General features: G+C 47.5%; 19 protein-coding genes. 11 read left to right on the top strand and 8 right to left on the bottom strand.

Annotated elements, in window-relative coordinates; translation table 11 throughout:
* Nucleotides 1-3: 3 nt before the first annotated feature.
* Entirely contained in the window at nucleotides 4-234 is a 231-nt protein-coding gene (locus BMX58_RS01035) for an excisionase family DNA-binding protein (RefSeq protein WP_068620393.1), read from the top strand.
* Between the two features lie 55 nt (nucleotides 235-289).
* Here the strand turns inward: BMX58_RS01035 and BMX58_RS01030 are convergent, their stop codons facing one another.
* Complete coding sequence (locus tag BMX58_RS01030) at nucleotides 290-1,258, bottom strand: hypothetical protein (RefSeq protein WP_068620395.1); 969 nt, start codon at nucleotides 1,256-1,258, stop codon at nucleotides 290-292.
* A 234-nt stretch (nucleotides 1,259-1,492) separates the two neighbouring features.
* Nucleotides 1,493-2,212 (bottom strand): IS1096 element passenger TnpR family protein, encoded by a 720-nt coding sequence (locus tag BMX58_RS01025; protein ID WP_068620397.1) that lies wholly within the window; start codon nucleotides 2,210-2,212, stop codon nucleotides 1,493-1,495.
* Between the two features lie 168 nt (nucleotides 2,213-2,380).
* Here BMX58_RS01025 and BMX58_RS01020 point away from each other — a divergent pair, with 168 nt between their 5' ends.
* The 5 genes from BMX58_RS01020 (at nucleotide 2,381) to BMX58_RS01000 (ending at nucleotide 6,723) form a co-directional block, all read left to right on the top strand.
* Nucleotides 2,381-3,319 (top strand): AEC family transporter, encoded by a 939-nt coding sequence (locus BMX58_RS01020; RefSeq protein WP_068620399.1) that lies wholly within the window; start codon nucleotides 2,381-2,383, stop codon nucleotides 3,317-3,319.
* 146 nt (nucleotides 3,320-3,465) lie between these two features.
* Nucleotides 3,466-4,083, top strand: coding sequence for a uridine kinase (gene udk, locus BMX58_RS01015; protein ID WP_068620400.1), 618 nt, complete (start codon nucleotides 3,466-3,468; stop codon nucleotides 4,081-4,083).
* 157 nt (nucleotides 4,084-4,240) lie between these two features.
* The gene (locus BMX58_RS01010) at nucleotides 4,241-4,945 is read left to right on the top strand and encodes a TrmB family transcriptional regulator (RefSeq protein ID WP_068620402.1); all 705 of its coding nucleotides are present in this window, start codon (nucleotides 4,241-4,243) and stop codon (nucleotides 4,943-4,945) included.
* Nucleotides 4,942-6,207, top strand: a complete 1,266-nt coding sequence (locus BMX58_RS01005) for a diaminopimelate decarboxylase family protein (RefSeq protein ID WP_068620406.1) — start codon at nucleotides 4,942-4,944, stop codon at nucleotides 6,205-6,207. Before BMX58_RS01010 ends, BMX58_RS01005 begins: the two co-directional genes overlap by 4 nt.
* Before the next feature lie 135 nt (nucleotides 6,208-6,342).
* The gene (locus BMX58_RS01000; RefSeq protein WP_068620408.1) at nucleotides 6,343-6,723 is read left to right on the top strand and encodes a hypothetical protein; all 381 of its coding nucleotides are present in this window, start codon (nucleotides 6,343-6,345) and stop codon (nucleotides 6,721-6,723) included.
* 68 nt (nucleotides 6,724-6,791) lie between these two features.
* On the opposite strand, the gene BMX58_RS00995 is transcribed toward BMX58_RS01000, so the two are convergent.
* Together BMX58_RS00995 and BMX58_RS00990 are read right to left on the bottom strand one after the other, a co-directional pair.
* Nucleotides 6,792-7,508 (bottom strand): M50 family metallopeptidase, encoded by a 717-nt coding sequence (locus BMX58_RS00995; RefSeq protein ID WP_068620410.1) that lies wholly within the window; start codon nucleotides 7,506-7,508, stop codon nucleotides 6,792-6,794.
* A gap of 184 nt (nucleotides 7,509-7,692) precedes the next feature.
* A complete protein-coding gene (locus BMX58_RS00990; RefSeq protein WP_068620415.1) occupies nucleotides 7,693-8,661 on the bottom strand; it encodes a DUF1002 domain-containing protein in 969 nt (322 codons plus the stop codon).
* A gap of 367 nt (nucleotides 8,662-9,028) precedes the next feature.
* On the opposite strand from BMX58_RS00990, the gene BMX58_RS00985 reads away from it, so the two are divergent.
* Entirely contained in the window at nucleotides 9,029-9,580 is a 552-nt protein-coding gene (locus BMX58_RS00985; protein WP_084253722.1) for a tyrosine-type recombinase/integrase, read from the top strand.
* Between the two features lie 153 nt (nucleotides 9,581-9,733).
* Here BMX58_RS00985 and BMX58_RS00980 read toward each other — a convergent pair whose 3' ends face one another.
* Together BMX58_RS00980 and BMX58_RS00975 are read right to left on the bottom strand one after the other, a co-directional pair.
* On the bottom strand, nucleotides 9,734-10,411 hold the full coding sequence (locus tag BMX58_RS00980; RefSeq protein ID WP_068620417.1) for a PspA/IM30 family protein: 678 nt from the start codon (nucleotides 10,409-10,411) through the stop codon (nucleotides 9,734-9,736).
* 13 nt (nucleotides 10,412-10,424) lie between these two features.
* Nucleotides 10,425-11,579: a hypothetical protein gene (locus tag BMX58_RS00975; RefSeq protein WP_204243733.1), complete on the bottom strand. Its 1,155-nt coding sequence runs from the start codon at nucleotides 11,577-11,579 to the stop codon at nucleotides 10,425-10,427.
* Between the two features lie 271 nt (nucleotides 11,580-11,850).
* Between BMX58_RS00975 and BMX58_RS00970 the strand changes: the two genes are divergently transcribed.
* The 4 genes from BMX58_RS00970 to BMX58_RS00955 all read left to right on the top strand — a co-directional run bounded on the left by BMX58_RS00970 (nucleotide 11,851) and on the right by BMX58_RS00955 (nucleotide 13,688).
* Complete coding sequence (locus BMX58_RS00970; RefSeq protein ID WP_068620428.1) at nucleotides 11,851-12,405, top strand: redoxin domain-containing protein; 555 nt, start codon at nucleotides 11,851-11,853, stop codon at nucleotides 12,403-12,405.
* 170 nt (nucleotides 12,406-12,575) lie between these two features.
* On the top strand, nucleotides 12,576-12,959 hold the full coding sequence (locus tag BMX58_RS00965; protein ID WP_068620430.1) for a hypothetical protein: 384 nt from the start codon (nucleotides 12,576-12,578) through the stop codon (nucleotides 12,957-12,959).
* 79 nt (nucleotides 12,960-13,038) lie between these two features.
* Nucleotides 13,039-13,293 carry an AbrB/MazE/SpoVT family DNA-binding domain-containing protein gene (locus BMX58_RS00960; RefSeq protein ID WP_068620432.1) on the top strand — a complete coding sequence of 85 codons (255 nt, stop codon included), beginning with the start codon at nucleotides 13,039-13,041 and terminating at the stop codon, nucleotides 13,291-13,293.
* Entirely contained in the window at nucleotides 13,290-13,688 is a 399-nt protein-coding gene (locus tag BMX58_RS00955) for a type II toxin-antitoxin system death-on-curing family toxin (RefSeq protein ID WP_084253723.1), read from the top strand. Before BMX58_RS00960 ends, BMX58_RS00955 begins: the two co-directional genes overlap by 4 nt.
* A gap of 452 nt (nucleotides 13,689-14,140) precedes the next feature.
* On the opposite strand, the gene coaBC is transcribed toward BMX58_RS00955, so the two are convergent.
* Together coaBC and BMX58_RS00945 are read right to left on the bottom strand one after the other, a co-directional pair.
* Complete coding sequence (coaBC, locus tag BMX58_RS00950) at nucleotides 14,141-15,361, bottom strand: bifunctional phosphopantothenoylcysteine decarboxylase/phosphopantothenate--cysteine ligase CoaBC (RefSeq protein ID WP_068620434.1); 1,221 nt, start codon at nucleotides 15,359-15,361, stop codon at nucleotides 14,141-14,143.
* Between the two features lie 24 nt (nucleotides 15,362-15,385).
* Nucleotides 15,386-16,864 carry a phosphate:AMP phosphotransferase gene (locus BMX58_RS00945; protein ID WP_068620436.1) on the bottom strand — a complete coding sequence of 493 codons (1,479 nt, stop codon included), beginning with the start codon at nucleotides 16,862-16,864 and terminating at the stop codon, nucleotides 15,386-15,388.
* Nucleotides 16,865-16,870: the final 6 nt, after the last annotated feature.

Here is a 16,870-nt window from a genome sequence, read left to right as displayed (position 1 = left end):
ACTATGTATCTGAATATTCAAGAAACAGCCGAGTATCTGGAAGTGCCGGTCAGCGAAATCCAGCGCTTGATCCGCGAGCGTCAGATCCGCACAATCCGCGTGGATGATGAAATACTCCTGAACCGCAATCAATTCAACCTTTTCATCGAGCAAAGGGAAAAGTACAAACAAGAACTGGAGGCGTACCTGAATACGCCACTGCCGGAGGATCCCGACATCAAGGATGAAGATTGAAAAAAGCAGCAGGCTCTCAACCTAGGAGAGTCCGCTGCTTTTTCATTTGGGATGTTCACTTGCTTTGTTTGCGTCTGTACTCAGTCCGCGAGAGTCCGGTAACTTCCGCATTTTCGACAACCGGCTGTTCTGCAGTGAAGACAGGAATCGTTTGTTCGGCAGTCCGCTTGGCGGACTTATTCTTGTTTTTCAATTTGCCCGTTTTGAAGAGGTCAAGCGCGAGGAAGACCGCGGCTGCGATAAACAGACCAAACGAAAGGGTGCCCATCCAATCGGAAACACCCAACAGATCATCCAACGGTGTGCGCAGATGGATGTATCTGAATATGCCGCCCAACCCTGCGCACAGGATCGCCCGGTTGCTGTTTGCTCCAGCCAGTTTCAAGCGCTTGTTGCCTTCCATAAGCAGGCTGAAAACGGCAACCGCATAGCAGACGAGTGCGGCATACAGAAGCAGGCCGTTCTGACCTGTGAGGTTCGCCAGCAAAGCGCCGGCCAGCGTTTGCGTATCCAGGAACAGGAATATTGTGCCGAAGAGGACTCCGAGTACGCCGTTCCTGAAATGCGTGCCTTGCTTCTTCAGCAGTTTATTCAGGTTGGCAGAAAAGGACAGGAACGCCAGTGCGTAACAGCCCATGGCCAAATAGAGCGTCAGACCGGAAATGCCCGTTCTGGCGGCAATGAATTGGTCGCTGCCGGTTTGGGTGTGCAGATAGAGGAAGCCTGTCCCAAGGATCAACCCGGAAACGCCGCTGCGGAAACGCGCATTCGCTTCACGTTTCTGCTTGCTTCGCCCGAACACGACCTTCAAAGTGGCTAACCCCAGAAAGGCAAGCGCGAGATAGAGTCCGAGGTCCGGTATGCCGATAAGGCTGCCGATAGAGGTGGTTTGCTGCAGGTATCCGAAAAGCGTGCCGAGAATGACTGACGTGAACGGAAATCTGGATTCCTTGCCGTTGCGTTTTTTCATAAGATGGATAAGTGTCAGGATAATCAGAAAAACGATGATGATTTGGTAAGTCATACCTAATCCCCCTTGTGTGTAAATTTGCTCTGAAAAATGGAAACATCAAAACTGATATCCGATGTTCTGGAGCATCCAAAGGACATCATAACACAGATTGATGATGCATTTGTTGCGGAATGACGATTCTTTTGTTAAGAAAGTATGACCTGTTTCACCGCTCAACAGGAAAAGTGAGCAAAAAACCCCTACCGCTGGTAAAGAAGCGGCAGGGTTCCTAATTTAATGGATGAATCAGAAGTTGGGAGGCGAATCTTCCGCATCATCTGACTCCACATCGTCCCAGTATGTATCAACCGCATATTCCGACCCAAAATCCTCGTAGCCCGAGTCGAAAATATCCGAGTCGCCCAATTGGGATAATGCGAAATTGATCAAGCGGATCAAATCCTCTGTGTCCGCCAGTATCAAATTATTCCGATTTTGCAGAATCGTGCTGCGGTCTTCCATTTCGTCCGGGCCGGCATTCTCGGCGGCCACGCAAGTCGGATAGCGCCTATCTTCTTGGGGCGCGACCATCTCAGTGAGCTGGATATCCACTTCTATGACGGCATCAGTGAAATAGATATAGGTCGCTGCATCATCGATAGCGGTGAAATATTTCTGCAGAGTCTGATCCTCATTTTCCGCGCTGTCGTTCTCATCGTAAAAGTCGTAGTCATCTGCTTCGATTTCATCCACATCTTCACGCTCTTCATCGGAATATTCCCGGAAATCGCTCTCGTCGGTATAATCTTCCAAAGTGTCCAAAGGAGTCTCCTCGATGATGACGGGAAGAAGGTCTGTGCCGCCGGAGCGCGTAATTTCAAAACGATGCTCGAAAAATCCGCTCCAACTGAATGCCGCTTGGATGATGCCGTTGAAATCGTAGAAAGTCTCTTCGCTGTCCACTTGGATATCCCGCCATATCGGCAAACCGATGTCGCGGACAGCCACCCTGAATTCATAAATCATTCCGATCACCCCTGTTCTCTGCTTTACTCAAGTATAGCGCTTTTTAAAGGATGAGGGCAAAGAATAACACAAATTTATGGTACACTGATACTGTTGCATCAATAAGCTTTTCATTACTTAAAAAGCTGCGCATTAATTATCATACTTCCAGAAAAAGGAGATGTTTTGTTGGAGAACTTTTCCATTGCCTTGAATGCAGTCATGCCTTTGTTATTGTACATGTTGATCGGCCAAGGATTGTTGCGGGCCAAGCTGTTGGACGGCACGACTTATCAAAAATTGAACAATGCCATTTTCCGGTTCTTTTTGCCGATCAATCTCCTGATGAACGTCTACGAAGCTGACGTAAGAAGCACCTTCAGGGTGGATGTGCTCCTGTTCGCCGTCGGACTCACCTTAAGTGTCTTCTTGCTCTTTGCCGTGCTCATTCCGCGGATCGAAGAGGACAATGCCAAACGCGGGGTGATGCTGCAAGGGACATTCCGTTCCAATTTCGTCTTGTTCGGCTTGCCGATCGCTACTTCGTTGTTGTCGGAAAGCCAATTGGGGATGACATCGATACTGATTGCGGTCATCGTTCCCTTGAATAATGTGCTTTCCGTCGTGGCGCTTTCCATCTATTCGGATCATAAAATCCAACCCGGCCGGATCTTGCTTGATATCCTCAAGAATCCGATGTTCATCGGTACGATCATCGGGATACTGATCAGTCTTTCCGGATTGAAATTCCCGCTGTTCCTCGACGATACGCTCAGCGGAATCAAAGGCCTGGTCACACCTTTGGCATTGATCGTCATGGGCGGCACTTTCCGCTTTGATGCTTTGAATAATGCGCGCATGCAGTTGGCAGTGACGGTGTTCTTCAAGTTGGTTCTGATCCCGATTATCGGCTTGACATTGGCTGTCCTCTACGGCTTGAGCAGCGAAAATCTGGTGCCGATGATGACGATGCTGGGTGGGCCGACTGCGGTATCCAGCTACACGATGGCGCAACAGATGGGCGGAGATCCGGATTTGGCGAGCCAAATCGTCGTTTTCACGACCATTTTTTCGATGTTCAGTCTGGTCGTGTTCATAACAGTGCTTAAATCATTGTTTTTGATTTGAATCTTTCATTTCAGCCAAGGAAACGGGAGTCTGCCCAGATGCAGATTCTTGTTTCCTTTTTGGCCTGCTCGCGTTCGCCTAAGATCCGGCAAAAGCTTATAATGGATGTAGAAGACGCAACCAACATATGACAGGGGACGATAAAGATGATCATCATCGGGATAACCGGAGGGTCGGGAGCCGGCAAAACAACTGTAGCAAAAACGATCGCGAAAAGACTGGGAAAAGAAAATGTCGTCTATGTGTCGCAGGATTGGTATTACAAGGATCAGACGCATCTGAGCATAGAAGAACGCGTAAACCTGAATCTCGATCATCCGAACGCTTTCGATAATGAATTGCTGATAGCGGATTTGTCCAAGCTCCGATCAGGCCAGGACATCGAAGCGCCGATCTATGATTTTGGTGTCCAATCGCGTTCGGAAAAGACCACCCCCATCGAGTCGAAGCCTGTCGTCATCCTGGAAGGGATTCTGATTTTGGCCATTCCCAAGTTGGTTTCCATGATCGACATCAAAATATTTGTAGATGCTGAACCGGACATCCGCCTGATCAGACGGATCGAACGGGATATCCGTGAGCGGAACAGCACGTATGAAAGTACGATCGCCCGCTATCTGACTACCGTCAAACCGATGCACGATGCCTTCATCGAGCCTTCCAAAGTCCAGGCCGATATCATCGTGCCGCGTGGGGGCCAGAACGATATCGCCACCGATATGCTGGGGGACCTGGTTGAGCATTACAGCCATCACCATGTTTGATGCCTGCAAGATTGCATCGCGCAAATCCGGAACGATAAATTTTCCATGAAGAAAGGATTAGAAATAGACAAGAAAACAGAAATGGTATATAGTGTTCCTATGCAGTAATACTACTGATGAAAAAACAGAAAACACATGGAATGAGAGGGTTCATTCAGTGGATAACACAGAATTGTTGACGCGATTTAATCTGACCAGGCATGAAGCGACCATCTACCTGACTTTGCTTGCAGATGGGGACCTGAACGGCTATGAAGTATCGAAAGTAACCGGCATTTCACGCTCGAACGCCTATGCATCCTTGGCTTCGCTGGTCGAAAAAGGAGCAGCCTTCATCATCGAAGGCGAGACGACCCGATACACCCCGGTTCCAGTGGAAGAGTTTTGCGGAAACAAAATCCGCTCCCTTCAGGAAACGAAGCAGGAATTGATAAAGAACATCCCCCAAAGGAGAGAAGACGCCGAAGGTTACATAACCATCACAGGCGAACACCGCATCATGGACAAAATGCGCAATATGATTTCCGAATCGAAATCCCGCGTATACTTGTCCATTTCCGGAAATATCCTGCCGGCCCTTTTGCCGGAAATGCAGGCAGCACATCTGCGCGGCATCAAAATGGTCGTCATAACCGATACGCCGTTCCCGGAGGACGGGATGACTGTCCATCTGCTGAACAAACCGAAGAAGCAAGTCAGGATCATCGTGGATTCCACGATCGTTCTGACCGGAGACATCGATGAGGGGGAGTTTTCCACCTGTCTGTACTCCGGCAAGAAAAATGTAGTTGATTTGTTGAAAGAATCGTTGCAGAACGAAATCAAAGTAGTCGAAATGATGAGAGGAATTGAAGCGAAATGACAAAAAAAGTATTTGTTGAAAAAGAGCAATTGGAAGAAATCGTCCAACAGTATCCGACACCCTTCCATTTATATGATGAAAAAGGCATCCGCGAGAATGCCCGCAAATTGAATGCGGCTTTCGCCTGGAACAAAGGCTTCAAGGAATACTTCGCCGTGAAGGCAACACCGACACCGGCCATCCTTCAGATCCTGAAGGAAGAGGGCTGCGGCGTCGACTGTTCGACATACACAGAGTTGTTGATGTCCGATGCGCTCGGCTTCACAGGCGATGAAATCATGTTCTCCTCGAACGTAACGCCTAAGGAAGACTTCCAGCTCGCCCGCAAGCTGAATGCGACAATAAATCTGGACGACATCACCCACATCGATTTCCTGGAGGATGCTGCCGGACTGCCGGAAACGATCAGCTGCCGCTTCAATCCTGGCGGCGAGTTCACGATCAATAACGAAATCATGGACAAACCCGAAGACGCAAAATACGGCTTCACCCGTCCACAATTGACGGAAGGCTTCAAAAAATTGATGGCAAAAGGCGTGAAACACTTCGGTCTGCATTCTTTCCTGGCCAGCAACAACGTAGCGGATGAGTACTATCCGATCCTGGCAGGCATCCTCTTCCAGACCGCCGTCGAACTGAAGGAAGAAACGGGCGCGGATATCACTTTCATCAACCTATCAGGCGGAATCGGCATCCCGTACCTTCCTGACCAGAAAGCTGCGGATGTAGCGAAAATCGGCGAAGGTGTCCGCAAGGCATTCGAAGAGATCTTGGTGCCTGCCGGCATGGGCGATGTGGCGATCTATACGGAGCTTGGCAGATACATGTTGGGACCATACGGTTGCTTGGTGGCAACAGCCATCCATGAAAAGCATATCTATAAAGATTATATCGGTCTGGATGCCAGCGCGGTCAATCTGATGCGTCCGACGATGTATGGTGCTTATCACCACATCACTGTGATGGGTAAAGAAGAGCAACCAGCGGACCACATGTATGATGTGACGGGCGGTTTATGCGAGAACAACGACAAATTCGCCATCAACCGGATGCTGCCGAAAATCGACATCGGCGACCTGGTCGTGATCCATGACACCGGTGCGCATGGCTTCTCGATGGGCTACAACTACAACGGGAAATTGCGTTCGGCTGAAATCCTTTTGAAGGAAGACGGAGGCACGGAAATGATCCGTCGCGCGGAAACGCCTGCGGATTACTTCGCAACCTTTGACTTTACGGGCCTTTTTAAGGACGTTAAATAAACGGAAACAAAGAAAAGCCGGGCCAACGAGCACAGAAAATGTTCGTTGGCTCGGCTTTTTTTGACTTCGCTACGAAAATATGAATGCAGTGCGTGCTATAATGATTGCTGGATGAACAAGCAAGGAGTGAAGGACATGTTCCGAAAAGAAACGATCAAGGAAAGCGTCTCGGCGCTACCGTTGCAGCCGGGAGACTATTGCGTCATCACCGGGACGGCGCTGGTTATGCATGGCATTAAAGAGGAGACAAAAGATATCGACATCAGCTGCACGAAGGAAGCGTTCCAAGCTTTAGCGGCTCAAGGATTCCCGATCAAACAAGGCGCTTTTGCCCGCAAAGTGGTCTTCAGCGATGACGTGGAAATTTTCGAGGACTGGCACACCGGTGTAATCACGATGGTCGAAGGAGTTCCGGTCGCGAGCCTGGAATCTATCATTGTGATGAAGCAGCAATTGGGCAGAGAAAAAGATTTGGCGGACATCACTAAGATCGAAGCGCGGCTGTCCCAGCAATAAAACCAACGAAAAAGCTGACGCAACGCCATCGAGCAGGCACTGCGTCAGTTTTTTTTGATTGTCTGAAATCAAATCACTAATAACTGCAGCCATATGGGAGTGAAATAGGCTCCACCCATGGCAAGCAGAAAGACACCTTTCCAGATGACGGTAGGGATAAACGTCCTAGTCGCCAAGGCGGTTCCGTCCCATTGGCTGTCTGTTTTCAAAAGCAATACGATGAAAAATTGGTGCGCCAATCCGAGCAAGTACCAGATGACAAAACCGACTGTGATGACATCTACCGATTGGTAAATGCGCAACAGAACGCTGTAGTTATTCCGGTAAAGCAGTACGGTAGTTCCGATCATAATCAGGATGATCAGGTTCTGCCAAAGGCTTTTCTCTTGCGCCAACAAATTTGTTAGCAGGTAAATGCCCAAAAAGAGCGGGATGATCCACAGCAGTTGTCCCAGCAGATACAGATAAGCCATCACAACAAAGAACAGCGCTTGCGATACGTAACCGCCCAATAGGCTGAAAAACATTCCCAACCGGCTGCGGTAGCCGATTTCTGCTACGCCGAGAACGCCGCCGCTTTTGACAATCGAGGGCAGGACGTTGAATTTAATCGACTGGATGCTGCCGCCCCACAAACGCGCCGTAAGTGCATGGCCGCATTCGTGGATGATGACGTTGGGAAGGTCCAGGTAGATGCCGAACGTATACGCAAGCACGCCTCGGCTGGAAAAGGTGAAATAGGCCACCGCAAAAAAGAGGACAAGCAAAAAGGGAAGTTCCATCATATAGTATCCTCCTTTCGATTCATGCATCAGTATCCATTCAAGATGAGAACATGCAAATTGTTTTTTTAGAATGATAGGGAACTGCTTTGTTGAATTTCAAACGAGCCCCTACAGAGCAAGAAGCCTTCCTGGCCGCGAATGCAGCAAGGGAGGCTTCTTTTTAACGTTGTTAGCGATGCGTCAGTTATTCGGTTTCAGTCGTTGTGCTGTCATTCCCGCCGAAAAGGTTGGTGAAGAATTGGACGATGGATTCCCAGATGCCCATGCTGTCTTCTTTCAACTGTTCCTGATCGACATTGCTCCAGGCTGTTTTTGCCTGCTCGAACAATTTCCCGCCAGTTGCCTGCAGTTCTTCGCCGAAGGCAGCAATCTGTTCCTTTTGCTCGATTGTCAGGTTGATGTCGCCGAAATTGATCATCAGGTTCTGGATGTTCGCAATGTTGTCTGCGGACAGGATGCTGTCAAGGTTGTAGTTCTTCAGCACATCCTCGACGATTTGGCGGATTTCATCCGCGCTGAGGGTGCCGTTGTTCGCATCCTTGGCTTCCTGGATGTCCTGTTTCATTTCCACGATCGCCGCGTTCATCAATTCATCCGAATAGCCGCTGTTGGCTTGATTCTCTTCGGTCACAGCAGAAGTCACAGCCAGTTCTTCCTGGGCGACTTCCACAGCTGCTGCATCCAACGTGCTGCCTGCATCGGCGAAAGCTTTGTAAACACCGGCCAATGCCCCGGATCCGTCCACTTTGACTGCAGATGCTACTTTGATGTCCACGTCGACTGCGCCGGCTGTGATTGCGGCATTTTTGTATTGCGCTTCCGTGATTGCCGTAATCGTTTCAGGCGTCAGGATTTCCACCGAAACAGCACCATCGCTGTCCGCTGGGGTGATGTACGTGCTGGAATAGACTTGGTTGTAAGGGTAAGAGTCCTGCAGCAAGCCGTTCAATTCACTGACAGCCACGACCAACTCATTCGTACCCTCGGCTACTCCGAGTGTTTCCCGTGTTTCCTCAAGCTGAGCGGCAGTAAGACTTTCTCCGTAAGTGAAGATTGGTTCGATTGCGATTTTATCGGCGAATACTGCCGGAGCGGTAACGCCTAACAGGGTCAACGAAGCCAGACCTACTGTCATCATTTTTTTCAGTTTCATGCTTTAACCTTCTTTCTTTCGTAGCTTGCTAGCATTGTATCAAAGATAGACTACGAAAAGTATTATGATTTCTTTAATTTATTATGAAGTTTAGTCAACACAAAGTCAAAGCATTCCTCAAAAAGAGCTTGTCACATCATTTCGCGCACAGTTGGCCGCAGTCGCGCCCGAAACCGTCTGAAAAGACGTTTCTGCAGCCTGCAGAATGATGGAAATGGACACCAAAAGAGGGAACACATGTATAATTGTGTTCCTCAGGAAACGTTGATTTATCAATGCCGAAATGGTATGCTTTTTTTATCGGAATCTGCAAAAAATACCGCGATTTCAGCGGGAATAAATATAGAGGAAACAAGAGGACATTTCTGTGAATACCACCCATGCAATCAAAGACATCAGCCAAATCCAAACATTGATGGATGTTTATCCACCTTATTCGAAAAATCGCCTGCTGCTGGAGTATGCCATTCGGACCGGTTTGCGCATCAGCGATATCCTGAACGTGAAGGTAGGGCAAGTTTTGGGGAAAGAGTCGTACCAGATCGTCGAGATGAAAACGGGCAAGAAGAAAGAACTGGCCATCCATGACCGTTTGAAGCAATCCATTTCGGACTATGTAAAAAGGGAAGGCCTGACTGCAACGGATTATTTGTTCTATTCCAATGCCGACAAGCACAGCCACATCAAGCGCACGCAGGCGCATCGCATCATCGCGCGTGCGGGGGATATGATCGGCATCACCTTGAGTGCCCACTCGCTGCGCAAGAGCTTCGGCTATCATTCCTATAAGCAGGGCGTCGACATTTCCCTGCTCCAGACCATCTTTCAGCATTCATCGCAGGCGGTCACGCTCCGCTATATCGACATCACCCAGGAGAACATCAACAATGTTTACAAACGCGTCGATTTCGGATTTTAACACCTGCAACAAAATAACGCATTTTGAGACGATTTCAAACGCGAAGGTGTACTCACCATCACGAAACATCCTCTAAATGCGTTTGCGCGAAATCAGCAAAAAGTGCACCTTGCCATCTGGGCAGGGTGCACTTTTTTTGAATTATATGGGTTGTTATAAGCCCATATCTTTTTTCATTTTTTCAAGTTCATCTTCAACGGATGCCGATCCTTGGCTGGCATATTTTTCTTCCAGCGCTTTGGCTTCATCGATTGGCGTCATGTTCAGCTCTGACATCGCATTGGCTTCATCCAACATTTTGTCGGCTTTTTCTTCCATACGCTCGAAGGAACTCATAGCACCTTTCGTGCTGGCGATGGAATCCGTCGCTTTGTTCAGCGTTTCCTGGGTTTTGGCGACAGCCAGCTTGGATTTGATCATTTCACGGCGGGATTTGAGCGTTTCGATGTCGGTCGCCAATTTGTCGTGCATCTGGCGCATTTTGACGGCATTTTCATGTGCCGAAGCGTATGAGGTCGCCAACCCGGCTCCGACATTTTCCAATTCCTGCTTTTTGGTCAGGAAAATTCGGGCATCGTTCTCATTGGCCGCTGCCAAGGCTTTTTTGGCGTAGTCCGTATATTTGATGACTTCGGCCTGGTTCTCGTCGACCAAGCGTTTAGTCCGGGTTTCCTCAGCCATGACGCCGGCCGTGCTCCTTTTTACCTCAGCCAAATCTTCCATCATGTCGCGCAGGTATTGGTCGATCATCTTTTCCGGATTTTCCATTTTGTCGATCAAAGCATTGATGTTCGCACTGATGATATCCGAAAATCTCTCCAGTATTGCCATTTCCGTTTCCTCCTTAGGGTTTCATGTCTTCCTTGGTTTCGTCTTCTGGCTGCGGGGTAGGGGTGGTATCGGTCGTATCGGCTTGTTGCGGGACATCGGCATCATATTTTTTTGTCAGTTCTTCCGCCTCGGTGTTGCCGAACGTATCCAACGGCGTCTTGAGGATGTCTTCGGTTTGCTGAGCCTCCAGATTCTTTTGCTTTTTGGCATGCCGCCACCACAAGAACAGAAGGGCGAGCAGAACAACAACGCCGAATACGATCAGGACCGTAATCCACGGGGAACGCGTCACTTCCATGATGCGATCCGCAGAATCCCGGAAAGCATGGCTGAAAAATTCTTCGTCCGTCTTATTGTCGTCGTAGTAATAGGAATCGATATAATCGAGCAAGACATCGCCGGCCTCCGTATCGATGACGGTGGCAGCCTGCGTACCGACAACATAATAATCCATGTACATGCTGGACTGATATTCGAAGAAGACCAACAGCAAGTGGGCTTCGTCCGCAAAAAGTTCGTCATACTTTTCGTTCGCAAAGCTTTCCAAATCCTCCATCGAAGGATTGGTCGATCCGTTGATGTCATCCGTCAAGTAAAGATAGGGTTGCACGCCAGTTTTCTCGTAAAAATGCTTCATACCGGAAGTCAATTCCGACCGGTTGCCGATCCAGCCAATCGCGTCCGTATAATAATCAGTTTCGGTTACTGAACCATCCGGAAGGGGCTCCCGTTCCACTGTGGAAAGGGTGATTTCATTGCCTCCACCCGAACTGGAGGTAGAGGAACCTGAATTGAAAGAAAAAATCAAACCAAAAACGACAGCCAGAATGATCACTATCAACGCAATCGTGCCGCATCCTAAGCCGCATCCCGGAGCGCCTCTGGGACCTCCACCAGAGAAGATAGGACCGCCGGATGAGGGGCCTCTGATGATAGGGCCGCTCCGGAAAATCGGGCCACTCGAACCGGAACGGGGGATATTAAACCCGCCGCCACCAAATGATCCACCACTTCCTCCGCGACTTCCACCACGACCGCCTTTGCTGCTGCCGAATGAACCGCCGCCAAAAGAGCTGCCGCGACCGCCGCTGCTTCGGCCACCGCCACCACGGCTGCCGCCGAATGAACCGCCTCCTCCACGTGAACCGCCACTGCCTCCTCTTGCCATATTCTGCACCTCCTTATATGATAGATTGCCTCATCAAAGTCAATCTATCACAATTTGTAAGCGCTGTCAATTTGTAGCTATTGGACAAATATGACAACAGCTACAGCCTTTGGAAAATCTCGTGGAATATATTCTGACAAGAAAATGTAACAATAACATCGACAAAATCAGAAAGAAACGGTAAGATGTTCTTACATGGAATCAACGTACCGGCATTAAAAATGGCACTCGAAGGAATAATCTTAAGGGAAAAGCGGAAGGAGTGGGCTACATGAAGTTGACCGAAGGAACAGAAATAGACGACTTTTTATTTTTGACGAAGAATGGAAATTGTGAAAGTTTCCGATCTCAGCTGAAACGCAATTTCACTGCAGTGATTTTCCTGAGACATCTGGGGTGCGGCATGAGCCAACTGGACATGCTGAAATACCGCGATGCCTACAAATTCCTCAAAGAACAGGGCATCGAAATCCTGATGGTGATACAGGGGACGGAAGCTGCCGTTGCCGAAAGAACTGCCAAACTGGGCATCCCATTCACCGTCATAGCGGACCCAGAGCAGGAATTGTATGGGCACTTCAATATTCCTTCTTCAGAGTCAATGCGACAACTTGTATACGGCGTTTCTGAAGATAAATTGCTGGAATTCGACTATTATGGGATCGAATGCCAACGTTTTGAGGGGAATGAATTGCAACTGCAGGCGACAATCGTCGTCGACAGAAAAGGGCAAGTTGTCCTGAGCCATTACTCTGAAAACATCAGCGATGTGCCGTCTCCATCTGAATTGTACCAAATGCTGCAAGCTGTACCTGTAAGAAGCTGAAAATAGAAAAAACATAGCGAACGCGCCCATATTCCGGCAATAGGAAGGGCGCGTTCGCTTTTTCTTTGCCTGTGTCGCATATGCGCTGACACTCGTCCAAATGACTCAATTGGTGGTAATATATAGGTGTAAACAACACTGCAAGCTTGTCTGGAACGAGGAGGGGGACCATGAAAAACATAACGGTCAACAGAGTGGAATTGGAGCAGTTTTTGCTGGGTCTGAAGGAAAGGGTGACTCCGGATTTAAGGAACCAAACGGAACAGGATATCCTCACATTCATGGAAGAAATTGTGACAGAGCAAAGAAAAAACGTGAATTATGATGATCTGATCAGAAAGATCCAGTCCTATTCAGGTTGCAACCGCGCTTATCTCAAATCTGAGCTGGACGTCCGCATGAACAAATTTCCCCATGGCTCTTTAGCCGAACTGGTGGTAAACAGCCTGGATTCGGATGATTATCTCACATTGCTGGAAATCGAAAATCCAACCGCTTCCGATTTGGAATTTCTCGAAGAAGTCAAAGGAAAACTGTTTCAGTATTTCGACTGATGGGTATCAGAGCATTTGTTCTTCACTATATATCTTATATAATGTATAATGTGTATACAAGGGATAGGAGGGATAGAAAATGACTCTGACAAAAGAAAATAAAGTTATTGAAAGAAAATTAAGAAAAGTCGGAAACAGTCTTGCGGTAACTATTCCAATGGAAGTGTTGCAGCAAATTGGCCTTAAAGAAGGGGACACATTAGAATTTGATACACAAGGTGAAAAAGTAACAATGAAAAAGAAACAAGAAGTAATCACAAAGTCGTTTATGGAATTGGTGAAGGGCATTTGTGACAAAAATGATGAAGCATTGAAAGAATTGGTCGACAAATGATTGTTTCTTTGTCTGAAAGCCAACTCATTGCGATCAATGTATATCTCATTCAGCGATACTCTCCAGATGAATTGATTGGTGTAAAAGATTCGGGCTCGTTGCATATGTGTGTAAATTCTGTTAATGCTACTGCATTTGGAGAAGAGGTTTATCCTTCAATCATTGAAAAAGCAGCAATCTTGTTTATCAACCTAGTCAAAAAGCATTGTTTTCACAACGCAAATAAACGTACAGCCTTCGTCGCTTTAGAAGCCTTTCTGGCATTGAACAGCAAAGAATTGTCACTCACGACAGATGAAGCAATTTCGCTATGCGTCAATGTTGCAACTTGGGATGATAATTTTGACGCCCTAAAGGATATGGTTATCAAAGAAATTTCTGAAAAGTTGACATAGCGCCCTCACATGCGTCCTGGGAAACCTAGGGCGCTTCTTAGATTGCGAATCTATATTGCCGACAGATTACCTGATTGATCATCTTGACATAAAAAAATTCAGGGATATGTGTGGATACTCCAGAATGTTTTTGCATATTTGTGAAGTTGAAAAAGATTCAACGAGGAATAATTTCTCAAATATAACCAAAAAATAAGATTACAATCTGTTGTGATCCAGAATAATAGAAAAATACTGATAAATCTCTCCAAAAGCATAGGGTGAATACCGTCTATTAAAATTTGGATATTCTAGTTTACATAATATATATTATACAAAGTTTAATGTAAAATTGCCAAGTAACCGCGATAATCACATATAGGCTTAGCGCAGCCCAAATAAATAGCAAAATTGCGAAATATTAATAATAATCGCAATTTTGCTGCATTATGTTATTTTTTTATTATTTAAGCTTAGTCCATGCCAACTTCATCCTGCATCGATTCGATTGCTGCATACAGGATCTCTTCAGCAATCAAATCTTTTGACCGCACCGAAATTTGGATTGGTTCTTTGTCCAATTGATAAATGATCACTTCATTTGTATCCTTATTGAAACCGGCATATTCTTTCGAAACATCATTCGCTACGATCATATCGGCATTTTTGCGTTTCAGCTTGTCAAGCGCATAACGTTCGACTTCATGCGTTTCGGCCGCAAAACCGATCAAAAATTGGCCCGTTTTTCTTTTTCCGAGTTCAGCCAGGATGTCTGTCGTTTTCTCCAGAACCAATGTCAGATCCTCGTTTGTTTTCTTGATTTTGACTGTTGCTTGCGTTTTCGGTCTGTAATCAGATACGGCCGCTGCCATAATGACCATATCGACTTTGTGAAATATATCTAAAACTGCTGATCCCATCTCTTCAGACGATTGCACATATATCGGTTCAACCCCGAAAGGAACCGGTAAAAGGTTTGTTGCCGTGACCAACGTCACTTCAGCTCCCAAATCACGGGCCGCCTTCGCCAAACTGTAGCCCATTTTACCGGAAGAATCGTTGGTGATGAATCGGACCGGGTCGATGCGCTCTTTTGTCCCGCCTGCTGTGATGAGCACCTTTTTGCCTTTCAACGGCAGTTCTTTCGCATTGTTCACAACGACCAGCTGGGCCGCTTCGACAATCTTTTCCGGTTCAGGCATGCGCCCTTTGCCTTCGTAGCCTTCCGCCAAAAAGCCTGTGTCAGGTTCCATGATTTCATAACCGTAACTTCTTAAAGACTCCATGTTTCGGACCGTAGCCGGATTCTCCAGCATATGCTGGTTCATGGCAGGCACGATCAGTCGCGGAGCCGTCGTCGCCAACAGCGCTGTCGATACGAAATCATCGGCGATGCCGTTCGCCATTTTTGCGAGGATGTTCGCTGTTGCAGGGGCCACTACGGCAAGCTCCGTCCAGTCGGCCAAATTGATATGGCTGACAAATTGCGCATCTTTTTCATCAAAGGTGTCCGTATAGACATCGTGCTTGCTCAAGACCTGAAAAGTCAAAGGCGTGACGAATTCCTGAGCGGACGCGGTCATCGCAACCCGCACTTCTGCACCTGCTTTGATGAATTTTCTGACGAGATCGGCCGCCTTGTAGACTGCGATGCCGCCTGTTACATAGATGGTTACTTTCTTGTTTGTTAACACATTATACGCCCCGCTTACATTCGACTATTTTTCTTGCTTCTTGCCCTCACGCTTATCGATGAAGGTCCTTGCCCGGCTGATGAATTCCTTCAGCACTTTGATCCGAGCATATTCTTTCTGGTTGCCTTCGACAATGATCCAAGGCGCGTCTTTCGTATTTGTTCTCGCGACCATTTCGTTCATCGCTTCTTCGTATTGCTCAAATTTTTCATGATTCCGCCAATCTTCATCGGTCAGTTTGTAGTTTTTCTCCGGGTCGTTTTCCCGATCCTTAAAGCGCTGTTTTTGCTCTTCCTTGTCGATCACGATCAGAAATTTGATGATCAATAGACCATCATGGACCAGATTGTGTTCCATTTCGTTGATTTCTTCGTAGGCTGCGGCCCAACGGTACTCCGGCGTGAAGCCTTCCACCCGTTCCACCAACACACGGCCGTACCAGCTTCTGTCATAGATGGTCATTTTCCCTTTGATCGGAAAAGTCTGATAGAAGCGCCACAAATAGTTATAACGGCTTTCGTTTTCGGTTGGTGCTGCTGTCGTGGCTACATCATAACTGCGGGGATCGACCAGTCTTGTCAAGCGGCTGATTGCGCCGCCCTTGCCGGCTGCATCCGTACCCTCGAACACAAGGACACACGGAATCTTTTTCAGCCACATTTCATAGACCAATTCCCCTGCTTCTTCCTGCAGCTTCTCCAACTGCGCTTCATACTCTTCTTCTGTGATGGCGGCTTTCAAATCGATTTTGGAAAGTGGTTTTTCTTTCAGTCCGGGGCGGATCGGCGCCGCTGGTTGTTGCGCTGTCTGTTCAAGGTGGCTCTTCAAAATGCTGTTGGCAATGCTTAGTGCTTCGCGGGAAGCCTCTTTTAGATCTTCTGTAGAAATCACATGCCAAGGTGAAGCCTCAAAATTTGTCATCCCTAAAATTTTGTCGAAGTGTTTCAGATATTTACTGTATTTCTTGAGTTGTTTTTCGTCGTCTTTAGTGATCAGGAATTCCCGGTATGGATCGTCTTTCAATTTCTCGATCCGTTTTTCCATTGTTTTTTCCGAGTGGTGCAAAAACAGTTTCAGGACGATGGTATTGTCGGCAATCAGCATACGCTCAAGGAAACTGATATAGTCCAGATGGTGCTCCAACCGGTCATCGTTCACTTTCAGGTCATTCATAAGTTCAGAATAGAAGCTGCGGTCAAAGAAGGCTATGCGACCTTTTCCGGGCAGATCCCTGGCAAAGCGCCACAAGAAAGGATGCTTGTCATTATCGTCCAATGCGTCATCAAAGACATTCACTTCGAAATAACGCGGGTCCAATTCCCTCGTCAAATCTTTCAAGATATGTCCCTTGCCTGAGGATTCCCAGCCATCGACTATGATCAGCATGGATGAATCGCTGTCCAGCAGCCTTCTTTGCAAAGCCGCCAGCTCAGAGCCCAGTTCGGATCGTTTTTTGCCGGATAATGCCGGATCCTTTTTGTCAAAATCGTAATCTTTTAACATATGCTG

The sequence above is a fragment of the Trichococcus ilyis genome, from assembly GCF_900109135.1.
GTDB classification, from domain to species: Bacteria; Bacillota; Bacilli; order Lactobacillales; family Aerococcaceae; genus Trichococcus; species Trichococcus ilyis.
Note: the sequence above shows the minus strand (reverse complement) of the source record. Positions and strands in the feature narration are given on the sequence as shown.

Bases quoted from the DNA above. Each gene is read 5' to 3' on its own strand.
- BMX58_RS00965 (WP_068620430.1), top strand. From the start codon at position 12,576: ATGAAAAACATAACGGTCAACAGAGTGGAATTGGAGCAGTTTTTGCTG.
- BMX58_RS01000 (WP_068620408.1), top strand. From the start codon at position 6,343: ATGTTCCGAAAAGAAACGATCAAGGAAAGCGTCTCGGCGCTACCGTTG.
- BMX58_RS00980 (WP_068620417.1), bottom strand. From the start codon at position 10,411: ATGGCAATACTGGAGAGATTTTCGGATATCATCAGTGCGAACATCAAT.
- udk (WP_068620400.1), top strand. From the start codon at position 3,466: ATGATCATCATCGGGATAACCGGAGGGTCGGGAGCCGGCAAAACAACT.
- BMX58_RS01030 (WP_068620395.1), bottom strand. From the start codon at position 1,258: ATGACTTACCAAATCATCATCGTTTTTCTGATTATCCTGACACTTATC.
- BMX58_RS01035 (WP_068620393.1), top strand. From the start codon at position 4: ATGTATCTGAATATTCAAGAAACAGCCGAGTATCTGGAAGTGCCGGTC.
- BMX58_RS00945 (WP_068620436.1), bottom strand. From the start codon at position 16,864: ATGTTAAAAGATTACGATTTTGACAAAAAGGATCCGGCATTATCCGGC.
- BMX58_RS00955 (WP_084253723.1), top strand. From the start codon at position 13,290: ATGATTGTTTCTTTGTCTGAAAGCCAACTCATTGCGATCAATGTATAT.
- BMX58_RS00975 (WP_204243733.1), bottom strand. From the start codon at position 11,579: ATGGCAAGAGGAGGCAGTGGCGGTTCACGTGGAGGAGGCGGTTCATTC.
- BMX58_RS01025 (WP_068620397.1), bottom strand. From the start codon at position 2,212: ATGATTTATGAATTCAGGGTGGCTGTCCGCGACATCGGTTTGCCGATA.
- BMX58_RS00995 (WP_068620410.1), bottom strand. From the start codon at position 7,508: ATGATGGAACTTCCCTTTTTGCTTGTCCTCTTTTTTGCGGTGGCCTAT.
- BMX58_RS00990 (WP_068620415.1), bottom strand. From the start codon at position 8,661: ATGAAACTGAAAAAAATGATGACAGTAGGTCTGGCTTCGTTGACCCTG.
- BMX58_RS01005 (WP_068620406.1), top strand. From the start codon at position 4,942: ATGACAAAAAAAGTATTTGTTGAAAAAGAGCAATTGGAAGAAATCGTC.
- BMX58_RS00970 (WP_068620428.1), top strand. From the start codon at position 11,851: ATGAAGTTGACCGAAGGAACAGAAATAGACGACTTTTTATTTTTGACG.
- BMX58_RS00960 (WP_068620432.1), top strand. From the start codon at position 13,039: ATGACTCTGACAAAAGAAAATAAAGTTATTGAAAGAAAATTAAGAAAA.